General features: G+C 65.6%; 8 protein-coding genes. 7 read left to right on the top strand and 1 reads right to left on the bottom strand.

All coding sequences use genetic code 11. The features are described 5' to 3' along the window. The first annotated feature begins 2 nt into the window (after positions 1–2). Genes D3226_RS10510 through D3226_RS10495 form a run of 4 tightly spaced genes read left to right on the top strand, consistent with a single transcriptional unit; the run spans position 3 to position 3,845 of the window. Positions 3–1,007 (top strand): FecCD family ABC transporter permease, encoded by a 1,005-nt coding sequence (locus D3226_RS10510; RefSeq protein WP_337248976.1) that lies wholly within the window; start codon positions 3–5, stop codon positions 1,005–1,007. Continuing rightward, positions 1,004–2,065, top strand: a complete 1,062-nt coding sequence (locus tag D3226_RS10505) for a FecCD family ABC transporter permease (protein WP_337248975.1) — start codon at positions 1,004–1,006, stop codon at positions 2,063–2,065. The genes D3226_RS10510 and D3226_RS10505 overlap by 4 nt, the downstream gene beginning before the upstream one ends. Positions 2,066–2,076: 11 nt before the next feature. Continuing rightward, a complete protein-coding gene (locus D3226_RS10500; RefSeq protein ID WP_202382480.1) occupies positions 2,077–3,015 on the top strand; it encodes an ABC transporter ATP-binding protein in 939 nt (312 codons plus the stop codon). Then, positions 3,012–3,845, top strand: a complete 834-nt coding sequence (locus D3226_RS10495) for a siderophore-interacting protein (protein ID WP_202382479.1) — start codon at positions 3,012–3,014, stop codon at positions 3,843–3,845. The genes D3226_RS10500 and D3226_RS10495 overlap by 4 nt, the downstream gene beginning before the upstream one ends. Here the strand turns inward: D3226_RS10495 and D3226_RS10490 are convergent. Then, the gene (locus D3226_RS10490; protein WP_202382478.1) at positions 3,842–6,274 is read right to left on the bottom strand and encodes a helix-turn-helix transcriptional regulator; all 2,433 of its coding nucleotides are present in this window, start codon (positions 6,272–6,274) and stop codon (positions 3,842–3,844) included. The two genes, D3226_RS10495 and D3226_RS10490, sit on opposite strands and share 4 nt — an antisense overlap. 327 nt (positions 6,275–6,601) lie before the next feature. Between D3226_RS10490 and D3226_RS10485 the strand changes: the two genes are divergently transcribed. The 3 genes from D3226_RS10485 (at position 6,602) to D3226_RS10475 (ending at position 12,592) form a co-directional block, all read left to right on the top strand. Next, positions 6,602–10,552, top strand: coding sequence for a choice-of-anchor G family protein (locus tag D3226_RS10485; protein ID WP_202382477.1), 3,951 nt, complete (start codon positions 6,602–6,604; stop codon positions 10,550–10,552). A gap of 223 nt (positions 10,553–10,775) precedes the next feature. After that, a complete protein-coding gene (locus D3226_RS10480; RefSeq protein WP_202382476.1) occupies positions 10,776–11,483 on the top strand; it encodes a DUF5819 family protein in 708 nt (235 codons plus the stop codon). Next, positions 11,480–12,592, top strand: a complete 1,113-nt coding sequence (locus tag D3226_RS10475) for an HTTM domain-containing protein (protein WP_202382475.1) — start codon at positions 11,480–11,482, stop codon at positions 12,590–12,592. Before D3226_RS10480 ends, D3226_RS10475 begins: the two co-directional genes overlap by 4 nt. Positions 12,593–12,617: the final 25 nt, after the last annotated feature.

Raw genomic sequence — 12,617 nt, 5'->3', positions numbered from 1 at the left:
CGGTGAGCCAGCCCACCCGCACCGCGATGCTCATCGCCGGGAGCACGCTCGTGGTGGCGGTCACCGCGGTGCTGGGGCTCGGGCTCGGCTCGCTCCGGATCGATCCCGCCACCGTCGTGCAGGCGCTCACGGCCTACGACCCGAGCAACGATGCGCACCTCGTGGTGGTGCAGTCGCGCCTACCGCGCATCGTGCTCGGCATCGTTGTAGGCGCGGCGCTCGGCGTCGCCGGTGCGCTCATGCAGTCCGTGACCCGCAATCCGCTCGCAGACCCCGGCATCCTCGGCATCAATGCCGGTGCCGCGCTCCTCGTTGCGGTCGCGATCTCGTTGTTCGGGATCACCCAGGTGAGCGGCTATATCTGGTTCGCTTTCCTGGGCGCCGCCCTCACCGCTGTGCTCGTCGCCATGCTCGGCACCGCTCGCCGCAGCGCAGCCACTCCGGTGCGGATCGCGCTCGCGGGCACTGCCGTGAGTATCGTGATCGGGGCGCTCACACAAATGGTCACCCTGAGCAACGAGACCGCGTTCAACAGCTACCGCTATTGGGCGCTAGGTTCACTGCAGGGGCGCGGCTTCGATGTGCTGCTCGCGGTGTTGCCGTTCCTCGCCGCCGGCCTGCTCGTCGCGCTCGCGCTGATCGGCCCGCTCAACGCCATTGCGCTCGGCGACGAGGTTGCCGCAGCGATTGGCACCCCCGTCGCCGGCGCGCGGCTGGGAGCAGCGCTCGCCGTCGTGCTCCTCGCCGGCGCCGCGACGGCCGCGGCGGGGCCGATCGGTTTTATCGGGCTCGGCGCTGCGCACATCGCGCGATTCTGCGCGGGCAACGAGCACCGGCGCCTCATTCCTGCTTCACTCGTGGTTGGGGCGGCACTCCTCGTCGTGGCCGACACCCTCGGCCGCGCGCTCGCGGCCCCGGCGGAAGTGCAAACCGGCGTCGCCGCAGCGCTCTTCGGCGGGCCGCTCTTTGTCGCGCTCGTCCGCTCGCGTCGGGTGGCTGCACTGTGAGCGGCGTGCTGGCCCGCGAGACGCGAGGCGCGATCCCAATCTCAGGCACGGTGCTGCGGATCGGCCCGGCCACCGTGCGCATTCGACCGCGCGTCATCATCACCGGCGCCGCAATCATCGTGGTGATCGCGGGACTCATCCTTCTCTCTCTCGTCGTGGGATCCGCTCAACATGGCCTCGCCGATCTGCCGGCCGTGCTCGCGGGCGACGCGCGCCCCTCGGTGACCCGCTCGGTGCTGGGTCGACGACTGCCGCGCGCCCTCACCGCGGCGCTCGTGGGGGCACTCCTCGGCATGAGCGGCGCGGTATTCCAATCGCTGTCGCGCAACGCACTGGGGTCCCCCGACATCATCGGCTTTACCTCTGGCGCGGCTACCGCCGCCGTGTTCCAGATCGTGGTGCTCGGTGGCGGCATGCTCGCCACCGCGTGCGCTGCGGTGATCGGTGGCCTCGTCACCGCGTTGCTCGTCTACGCGCTCGCGCGCCGTGACGGCGTATCGGGCGGCCTCCGATTGGTGCTCGTGGGCATCGGTGTGGGTGCCGTGGTGAGCGCGCTTTCCTCGCTCCTGATTGCGCGCGCCGACATCGACGATGCGCTGCTCGCGCAGCTCTGGAGCGCGGGATCGCTCACGGGTCGCGGCTGGACGCACGTTGTCGCACTCGCCATCGTCGCGGCTATCGCGGTGCCGGTCCTCTTCGGGCTGGGCCGGGGGCTCGCCATCCTCGAGATGGGGGATGACAGCGCGCACGGTGTCGGTGTGCCTGCCGAGCGCGTGCGCTTCATCGCGATGATCGTCGCCGTGGTCATCGCCGCGGCCGCGACCGCCGCGGCCGGCCCCATCGCGTTCATCGCCTTCGCCGCAGGGCAGATCGCCCGCAGGCTCGTGCCCGTTCCGGGAGTACTCACCGGACTTGCCGGTCTCGTCGGGGCGGCCCTGCTTGTCGGCGCCGACCTGCTCGCCCAGCACGTCGAAGTGGGCATGCGCACCCCCGTTGGCCTCGTTACGAGCCTCCTCGGCGGGGTCTACCTCCTTTGGCTGCTCGCTCGCCGCATTTGATTGGACCCCTCATGACCTCATCACTTTCGCCCGCCCCGGTCGTCGCCGAAACGCCCGCGCTCGCGGATCCCAATCAGGCGATCACGCCCGCTGAGCTCGCTGCTCGCGCGCTCCACGTGCGCTACGGCGCACGCGAGATCGTGTCGGGCCTCGATCTCACTGTCCCCAGCGGCGGCTTCACCGTGATTATCGGACCGAACGGCTGCGGCAAATCGACCCTGCTCCGCACGCTCGCGCGCATGATTCGACCCGCGGCGGGGGCCGTCACTCTCGATGGGCAGAATCTCGCTGGCATACGGACCAAGACGATTGCGCGCAGTATTGGCACACTCGCGCAGTCGCCCGCCACCCCAGCGGCGATCACCGTGGCTGACCTCGTTGCCCGGGGCCGCAACCCGCACCAGAGTCTGCTGCGGCAGTGGGGTGCGGGCGACGAGGCGGCGGTGGGCGCGGCGCTCGCCGAGGTGGGCATGGCCGAACACGCTGATCGCCTCGTCGAGGAGCTCAGCGGCGGGCAACGGCAGCGCGCCTGGATCGCGATGGCGCTCGCTCAGGAGACGCCGATCCTGTTGCTCGACGAGCCGACCACGTACCTCGATATCGCCCACCAGATCGATGTGCTCGACCTATGTTCGCGCTTGCACGAGGCGGGGCGCACGCTGGTTGCGGTGTTGCACGACCTCAACCTCGCCGCCCGCTACGCCACCCACATTGTCGCGATGCGCGATGGCGCGATCGTTGCAGAGGGCACGCCGGATCGGGTGATTACCGCTGAGCTCTTGCGCAGCGTCTTCGATCTCGATGCGCGGGTGATCCCCGACCCCGAAACGGGCAGCCCACTGATTGTTCCCCGGGATCGGCGCGCTGCGCGCCGGAGCCAATCGGGTGCACCCCAGCCCAACACTCACCCCACTCACGCCGCGCCAGCGGCACCAAAGGAGTCAGCATGACCGAGTCGACCACCCCCCTCCACCGTTCCGCCGCGATCCAGTCCGCGGATCACAACCGCGGCCTGCAGCTCGATACCGCCACTGTGCGGGGCATCGAGACCGTCACGCCGCAGCTTGCGCGCGTGGTGCTCGAGGTTCCCGGGCTGAACGAGGAGCCGCTTTGGCTGCGCCCGAACGTCGCGATCAGGTTCTACTTGGATGAGCGCTTCGGGGCGACGTCGCGCGTGTACACGGTGCGTGCCGCAGACCCCGCGACGAGCACCGTCGAGGTGGACGTGGTGCGCCACGGCGCAGCGAGCCCGATGATGCAGTGGCTCGACAGCCTCAGCATCGGCGACACGGTCGAGTTTGGTGGCCCGCGCCCCCACTTCTCCATCCCGGAGCGTGCGGACCGCGACGTTGTGCTCTTTGCCGATGCGACCTCGATCCCCGCGCTCTACGCGATCCTGCAGCAGGCGGATCCGGCGACCTCGGGTCGCGGTTGGATCGCCACCGATGACGAGGTGGCCTTCGCTGAGCTGCCGCAGCTGCCCGGACTCACGCTCACCCGCATCGCGCCCGGTGCGGGCTTTGCAACGCAGCTTGGAGAGGTATCGGATCCTGCGCGCGTGGTCGTGTGGGGAGCCGGCGAGCGCGACGAGATGCGGCAGATCCGCTCGTTCTTCCGCACGGATGCCGGCCTTGCGAAAGACGACGTCGCAGTGTTCGGGTACTGGAAGCGAGGCACCACGAACTCCGAGATTGATGCGAAGCGGCTGGCGGCGTACGAGGAGGCGCTTGCTGCAGGCGGCACCGTCACGGAGCTCGACGATCTCGCCCTCGCGATCTAGATCCTGGTTGGGGCTTCCTCGAGTCCCATTCGGGCCGCGAGTTCTTGTCGTGAGGCAGCTCCAAGCTTTGCTTTCGCTTGGGCGAGGTGCGACTCCACGGTCCGGGTGCTGCAGCCCAGGCGTGCGGCCACCGCAGCATTGGTGAGGCCTCGAGCGGCTAGCCGGGCAACCTCGTGCTCGCGGCGGGTGAGACGTGCGAATCGCACCGTTGGGAGGCTGCCGGAGCGGTACCAGGGCAGCGTCCGAGCAAGGTGCGCATCAAGTGCCTCGAGTCGCGCGTCGCACTCGCGAACACCGCTGACGGTGCGGCGGCTGAGGTAGATTGCGCGCGCAGTAGACGCCGCGAATGCCGCGGGAGCCCAGAGGTGAAGCCGTTCGAGTCTCCGTGAGGCGCGCACGAGCTCGACAGGGTTTTGTGCAGCGGCAGCCGCAAGATGGGCCCGGGCGAAGCGCAGCACCGGAAGCGCTTCCGCGCCAACGGCGACCTGGGGCTCGGAATGGCGAAGCGCAGTGTGATCCCCGGTGAGGTAGCGAGTGAAGTGCTCGGGCGTCACCGGGTTTTGCGCTGCCCTCAGCGAGGGGTGCGCGCTGCTTCCTGTCGCGACGATGGCGGAGCCAAGCGCGTGCACATAGTGGCGGAGGCGACTTGCCGTGAAGCGGGGAATGGCCTGTTCAAGCAGCCGCCACTCCAACGCTGCGCGTTCGCCCTGGCCGCATGCGAGCGCCTCTCCTGCCGCGGTGAGGTGGCGGAGCCAATGCAGGTGTGCTTCGGGGGTGGCGCTCGCAACACATGCCGTGCGAAGCTCATTCGCTCGTAGGGCGAGCTCTCCAGCCAGCAAAGCGGTGAGCCCTCGGGCAAGGAGCAGCGTCCCCGAAACTACGTCATCGGGTCCCCGCGACTGTTTCGGAAGCGCGGGAATAGGAGTTCCCTGCGCAAGCCAGGTACCCCGCGGGAGCCGGCCGGCCCAGACCGCATCAAGCTCGATCAGAGCAAGTGAGAGCTCGGCGATTTCTGGTGAGGCGGTGTCCGCCAGATGGCGCAGGCGGCTGAGCGACTCATCGATGGGCTCGGTGCTGTGCCACAGCGCCGTGACATACTCAGCCGGTGTCTCCCGTGGTGCCGTTCCTCTGGTTTGAGTAGTGAAGTGGGCGCGGAGATACGCGGTGAGTCCATCTCCTGACATCCGCTCATGTGCGACAGCGTGTTGTTCCTCTGCCGCATCGAGCACGCTGAGCGCTGCTTGAGCTCCGACGAGCGCACCGACAACCTGAGCATGCTGGGCAGGGGAGAGTGGTGCATCGATCGAGCTGGCTCGAAGGAGCATGCCTCGCGCTTGTGACTCCTGACCGACTGCCACGCTGTGGGCGATGGCGCGGTGGAGAATCTGCACCTGAGTTGACCGGCTCTCCCCAGCGGACGAGTGATCCGATGAGACCACCATGCTCCGCGCGCAACGCAGCGTATCCGCGCTCGAGAGAGGGAGCCCGAGCGAATCTTGGGCGATCAATGATCGTGCGAGGACTCGACGCGCCTCCGCAACCGCTTCGGGAGAGGCTGCCGACTGCATCGCCGCTGCAACGAACGGGGGTACCGAGAACTTCTCGCTGCCCGGTTCCCGTGTGAGCGCACCACTGTCATTGAGCTCGCGAACCACACGAGCCCCGAGGAGGTCCTCGAGGAGCGCGTCGTCGGTCGGGCCAATCTCGGCGGATATCACCGCGGCAGTCGCGAGTTCCTCGCTCACTGGGCCGAGCGAACGAGTGATTGCACGAAGTGCCGGGAGGTTGAGTTCCCGGGGAAGGCGCTCTGTGATGGCGGGGCGGGGGAGATGGATCAGCGCATCTTGTTGGGCTAGAACAAGGAGATCGCGGGCCCACGCTGGCCGCCCGGCGGCGAGCGTTGTGATTGTGCGTACCGTAGCCGAGCTCAACATTATGGGGCTCAGCTCGTGCAAGAGCCAGGCGACATCTTCGTCGGGGAGCGAGCGAAGTGTGAGTTGCTGCACCGCCGCGAACACTTCGGCAGCCGACTCGCGAGATTGGATGACCTCCTCCATCGCGCGGAGGTAAGGGATGTGTTGGTTGCCGGTTTCCAGAGTGCCGATCGCTCGGTGCCCGGCTGCGTCATGGTCGAGGAGGGCGTGGAGCAGGCTCGCATCGGCCTGCTCCAGGTTGTCGAGAGCAAGAACAGTGTGTGCGGGTACGCCCTGCCTGGGCCACTGGAGCAGCGCCAGTCGTGATTGTTGGTCGGCGCAGTCGAATCTGACGACAGAGCGACCGCGTTCGTGCAAGCGGAGCGCTGCCTGCTCGAGCATGTGGCTTTTGCCCGAGCCATTGGGGCCCGCGAGGAGCACATTGGCGTTGCTTTCGAGCAACCCAATGGCCTCTGTGAGCACTGACGTGCGCGTGCTGAGCGTCTCTGTCCCCATACGCTGTTCAACCCTTCAACAGCCCGCGCGCGGGCCGCCCCACTGAGCCGACTGTACTGCTCGGAATCCTACTGTCAACAAGCTTCTGGTGGGAAGTGGGATTCTTTTTGCTTGCAAGATTTATTGCCTCTGAGCAGGTATTTCGTTCCTATATCTCAGTAGTTGACGTAAACATCTCAGGTCATGTGCTTTGACCTCTCGTGGGGTCGGAGATCGATAGGCGGGGGCCACCTTCGAGTCATAGGCTCCGAACAGGCTGCACTGATGCCAATCACGGTGGGGGCATTCCGGCAGCTTTTCCTGCAATCTGAGCAAAGGTGAGGGATCTTGAGACAACAACAACACAAGGCGATCCCGCCAGGGAGCCGGTTTCGAGGTCTTGCCCTCGGCACCGCAGCTGTCGTGGTCGCGGCATCGGGGCTCATTGCGGCTCCGGCAGCATATGCAAATACGCCAACAGTTTCGGCGGATTCGGCAGCGCACGGCCATTGGCTGTGGGCAGAGGGGCTCGGCTTGGACGTTGTGGGCGCAGCCACGACGCAGTCCGAGTATCCGGGTAATCCGTCGCCGGCCGCCGACCCGTTGAACCTCTCGGTTCTTGGTGGGCTCGCGAGCTTGCAGGTGGGAACCGTGAGCTTGCCCGTGATCAAGCCAAGCGACACTGACCCCGGTCTTCTTCGGTTGGGCAATCTCGGCGCCATTTCAAGCTACAGTTCATCGCCGAACGTCACCACGAGCGTCGCGTCATCTGGCCTCATCAATTCTGATGGCTCACTCAACATCGACGCGGCGAGCAGCGGTCAGTATGGAACTGCTCGGCTCGACGCCAACTCTTTGCTGACGCAAATCATTGATCCGAGCCTCGTGAACACGTTGGTCGATGAGGCTGCTGTCGAGATTGGGGCACTGGGCTCGCGCGCGAACAGCACGGCGGGTGCCACCACCAGCGAGTACATGCTGAGCGATCTGAACGTTGATCTGCACAGCCCTCTCGTCGGGGGGCTGGTGACGCAGCTCAACACGCAGCTGGGAACGATCTTGCAGCCGCTCCAGGGTCTTCTGGGCGCCGGGGGTGGCATCGAAACGGTGCTCTCCACACTCGTGCAGGGCATCGGCGCGCTGCCACTTGTTGATGCTCAGCTCAACTCGGCATCAATTGACACCCAGCCACTGCTGGACACGGTGCGAACGACTCTCCTCGCGGAACCCCTCTCAAACACCGACGGTAGTGTGCTCGTTGACCTCAGCACGGGCACGATCAGCGTGAACCTGGGAAGCCTCGTCGTTGACCGAACGGGTGCGGCCAGTTTGAGTACGCTTCCGGCAAACACCGAGGTGCTTGACGGCGCCACGGTGAACGCGATCCTCGACGGTGTGACAGACGCGCTCACGGGCGCGGGCCCGAACTCGTTGCTTTCGAAGACGGTGAGCATCATCTCGTCGGGTATCTATGACGTCGCCGTCAACGTAAGTATCGAAGCTGATGTTGGGGTCAACCTCGGGCTCGGCACGGTGCGACTTGTGAAGGCTCCCGTGACGATTGCGGGGTCGATCGGCGGCTTTATCGGTATCCCCGGCAAGCCTGCCCCGGTGATCGACACCAGCAATATCAACGTTGCGGGCATCCCAGTCGGAACGGTGTTGCAGCCTGTCATCAACCTTTTGAACGGCGCGGTCGCTCCGATCGGTGTCGCACTCAAGGGCACGGTCGATACTTTGCTTGGCAACCTGCAGCCCACCCTCTTCAACTGGCTCTCACCGATCGTGAGCGGACTTCTCACCAATGGTGTCGGGCCAGTGCTCCGCGGCCTCGCGAGCATTACCATCAACCAGCAGGTTTCACCGGGCGACCTCGGAACGGGGAGTTTCACCGTTCGAGCGCTCAATGTGAGTCTGCTCCCGAATGTCGCGACAAATGGTGCCGTGGCACTTCAGCTCGGGTCTGCGTCGGTGAAGGCGCTCGCGGATGACCCCGGCACGGAGCCGGGCACCGATCCCGCGGTAGACCCTGGCACGGATCCCGGCACGGACCCGGGCACCGATCCCGGTACGGACCCGGGCACCGACCCTGGAACGGACCCCGGTACTGATCCGGGTACGGACCCTGGTACTGATCCGGGCACGGATCCGGGTGCGGACCCAGGCACTGATCCTGGTGCTGACCCTGGAACGGACCCCGGTACTGATCCGGGCACTGAGCCTGGAACGGACCCTGGTGCTGATCCGGGTACGGACCCTGGTACTGATCCGAGCACGGACACCGGTGTAGACCCCGGTACTGATCCTGGAACGGACCCTGGTGCTGACCCTGGTACTGATCCGGGCACGGATCCTGGAACGGACCCGAGCACAGATACCGGTGTTGACCCTGGCACGGACCCAGGCACCGATCCTGGCACCGACCCCGGTACCGATCCGGGTACGGACCCCGGCACGGATCCGGGTGCTGATCCGGGTACGGACCCGGGGACCGATCCTGGTGCTGACCCTGGTACCGATCCCGGTGCTGATCCGGGCACCGACCCAGCGGTAGATCCCGGTACGGACCCTGGTGCTGACCCGGGTGCTGACCCGGGTGCTGACCCGGGTGCTGACCCTGGGACTGATCCGGGCACGGATCCTGGAACGGACCCGAGCACAGATACCGGTGTTGACCCCGGTACCGATCCCGGTGCTGACCCGGGTACGGACCCTGGTGCTGATCCGAGTACTGATCCTGGCGCCGACCCCGGCACTGATTCGGGAACGGATCCCGGTACCGATCCTGGAACGGACCCTGGTGCTGACCCGGGGACGGATCCGGGTGCTGACCCTGGGACTGATCCGGGCACGGATCCTGGAACGGACCCGAGCACAGATACCGGTGTTGACCCGGGCACGGATCCTGGTACGGACCCTGGGACTGATCCCGGTACGGACCCGGGCACCGACCCAGCGGTAGATCCCGGTACGGACCCAGGCACCGATCCCGGTACCGACCCTGGGACCGATCCGGGAACGGATCCCGGTACCGACCCTGGGACTGATCCGGTCACGGATCCTGGAACGGACCCGAGCACAGATACCGGTGTTGACCCGGGCACGGATCCCGGTACGGACCCAGGCACCGATCCCGGTACCGACCCGGGGACCGATCCTGGAACGGACCCTGGTGCTGATCCGGGCACTGATCCCGGTACTGACCCGGGCGCTGACCCTGGAACGGACCCCGGTACCGATCCCGGTGCTGATCCGGGTACGGACCCTGGTGCTGATCCGGGTACTGATCCTGGCGCCGACCCCGGTACTGATCCGGGTACGGACCCCGGCACCGATCCGGGCACGGATCCTGGAACGGACCCGAGCACCGATCCCGGTACCGACCCGGGGACCGATCCTGGAACGGACCCAGGCACCGATCCCGGTACCGACCCGGGGGCCGATCCTGGAACGGACCCTGGTGCTGATCCGGGCACTGATCCCGGTACTGACCCAGGTACGGACCCCGGTACGGACCCAGGCACCGATCCTGGAACGGATCCGAGCACGGACACAGGAACTGATCCTGGTACTGACCCGGGCACCGAGCCCGGTACCGAGCCCGGTGCGGACCCTGGTAGCGATCCGGGAACGGATCCCGGCACCGAGCCGAAGGTTGATCCCGGCACTGATCCTGGAACGGACCCGGTCACCGATCCCGGTGCGGAACCCGGTACTGATCCGGGTACGGATACTGGGGTAGACCCGGACACGGATCCCGGTACTGACCCGGGTACCGATCCTGGTGCTGATCCCGGTACTGACCCGGGCTCTGATCCAGGGGTTGATCCCGGCACGGATCCCGGAGGGAACCCGCCTGGGGGGAAGACCGCGTCCCTTACTGCGACGCCTGGCTCGGTCGCACCGGGTGACACAGTGACACTGACCGGCTCTGGCTTCCTTGCCGGGGAAAAGGTAGTGATCACGTTGCCCACGGGCGGAACAACAACCGTTACTGCAGATGCCAATGGCGCGTTCACCACTACTTGGAAGGTTCCGGCGAACTGGTCCGCGGGCCCTGCGAGCTTCTCCGCGGTCGGCCAGGAGAGCGGCCGAACTGCTGAAGCTTCGGTGACGGTGACCGGAGCGGTCACGCCGCCCGGCAAGGTCCCCGTCGGCGGTAAGGCGGGTGGCGGACTAGCCGTCACCGGCGCAGAGACGGCGCCGCTGGTTCTGCTGACGATCCTCAGCCTTGCGGCGGGAGCCGGGCTGCTGATCGCTAGCCGCCGCCGCGCGGGTGTCGTTCGCCGCTCCGAGTAGTCAACGGGTAGTGAGAATCGGTGGTCTCCGCAAGTAGTAGCCGCGGAGGCCACCGATCTCTATGCTGAGCACAAGCGAGTGAAAGCTAAATGGGGAGCGATCAATGGCAGATCACCGGTTAGATCCCAGTGCGAGCGATGCGACCGCACAGGCAGGCAGGTTTCGAGCGTCCCGTGCGGTGCAAATCACTGCCGCAGTAGCGCTCGTACTTCTCATCGTTCACATGTTTTTCACCGCGGTTGTGAACACGCCGAACTCAGACATCAAGTACAACGTGCTTCCGGGCGCAGCGGCCGACCGCTACGCCAAGCCCTATCTCGTTCAGGACTACAAGATCTTTGCTCCGGACCCGGCCGACACTGATCGACAACTGTGGGTGCGCGCTTGGATCGAAGACGAGAGTGGCGCAAAAGAGGCAACTGAATGGATCAACGCAACTCACATCGAGCTTGCGGCAACGTACCGCAAAACACTTCGCAAGCAGCTATCGATCGTCGGCGCTGAACGGTTGATGGGGGCGTTCTCGAAACTGAGCGAGGACCACAAGAGTGTTGCTGCGGAGAACCATCTCGATGGCGATGCGCTCTATGGGCTCCGCGATGCCATGGTTGCGGCTGATGGCTCCAATCAAGCCGCGGTGGACGAGTTCATCCGTGCTGACAACTACGTGACTTCATACGCGACGCAGGTTGCGTATGCGCTGTGGGGGGATTCCGGCACAATCCGGGGGGTGCAGGTGCGTGCGGTGTATGACCCCGTGGTGCGCTGGGCTGACCGAAAAGACCCGAACGCTGAGCGTCCACCATCTCGCTACACCGATCTTGGGTGGGTACCCCCGATGGAATGGCCTGCTCAGGATCGAGACGCGTTCGCGCGAACCTTCCGGGCATGGGCTGAGCAGGCTGAACCTCAGATGGAGGCCACACGATGAGCGCTGAGCTGAGCCGCAAGGCTGTGCGGAATGGTAGCCCGGACGAAAACCTCCTGACGCGGACGTGGGGCAAGTTGCTCCAGTGGCTCACGGAAGCTCGTCACGCTACTTACGGTCTTGCGCTTATGCGAATCGGGTTTGGCTCGATGACGGTAGTGATCCTCGCGATGTATCTGCCGAACTTCTCATATTCGTTCGGGGCGGGCTCGCGCTGGGGCGAGGCCCTTTTCAGGAACTCTTCAGTGAATGACTACGTCTGGCCGATTCCGCAGCTGTTTGCGCGCGACGATTCCGACGCTGTTCTGCTCATCAAGATCTTGATTCTTGGGGCAGTGGCCGTTGCGTATGCGCTCGGCTGGCGGATGCGTGTTGTGTCGCCGCTCTTTGTGGTGCTGTGGCTCGGTTTTGCCTCGACGAATCCTGTCATTCTCAATACCGGGCACTACCAAACCTTCCGTATCTTCCTCCTCTTCCTGCTCCTCGCTGATACGTCGTACCGGTGGTCGCTTGACGCGCGGCGCCGTGCACGTCGAGGCACCCCCGACCCGCAACTTGGTTGGGGGCGCTGGCGCCTTCCACGCTGGGTGCCAGTGCTGGCGAACAATCTCGCGCTTATCCTGATTGCGTACCAGTTGTGCATCATCTACGTGACGAGCGCGCTCTGGAAGCTGCAGGGAACCACGTGGGTATCCGGCGTGGCTGCCTACTATCCGCTGCAGCTTGAAGAACTCACACTTTTCCCCTGGTTGAACCACCTGGCGTGGCAGTTCACCCCCGCTGTGTTCATCGCGTCGTGGCTCAGCGTGTACGGCCAACTCTTGTTCCCCCTGCTCCTCTTGAACCGGTGGACCCGCATCCTCGGGCTCGTGCTCGTGACTGGTATGCATGCGTCGATCGGGATCCTCCTCGCGCTCCCTTGGTTCTCGCTCATGATGATCCTTGGAGACATGATCTTCATCAGAGATCGCACGTGGGAGTCAGTGGCGGGCTGGGTGAGGGACCGGTGGCCGAGCTCGAATCGTGGTAGGCGGGCTTCACGCCAGGTGGAGGTCAGGGAGAACGAGCGCCAGATCTCTCAGGAGAAAGAGGGGGTACCTTCCCTGTCGTGACATACTCTCGAGAAGAGAAGTGGGC

The organism is Leucobacter chromiireducens subsp. chromiireducens, from assembly GCF_016758255.1.
Classification (GTDB): Bacteria; Actinomycetota; Actinomycetes; order Actinomycetales; family Microbacteriaceae; genus Leucobacter; species Leucobacter chromiireducens.
The sequence above is the reverse complement of the archived record's forward strand: the minus strand, read 5'-3'. Positions and strand labels throughout refer to the sequence as shown.

Bases quoted from the DNA above. Each gene is read 5' to 3' on its own strand.
- D3226_RS10500 (WP_202382480.1), top strand. From the start codon at position 2,077: ATGACCTCATCACTTTCGCCCGCCCCGGTCGTCGCCGAAACGCCCGCG.
- D3226_RS10495 (WP_202382479.1), top strand. From the start codon at position 3,012: ATGACCGAGTCGACCACCCCCCTCCACCGTTCCGCCGCGATCCAGTCC.
- D3226_RS10490 (WP_202382478.1), bottom strand. From the start codon at position 6,274: ATGGGGACAGAGACGCTCAGCACGCGCACGTCAGTGCTCACAGAGGCC.
- D3226_RS10480 (WP_202382476.1), top strand. From the start codon at position 10,776: ATGTTTTTCACCGCGGTTGTGAACACGCCGAACTCAGACATCAAGTAC.
- D3226_RS10475 (WP_202382475.1), top strand. From the start codon at position 11,480: ATGAGCGCTGAGCTGAGCCGCAAGGCTGTGCGGAATGGTAGCCCGGAC.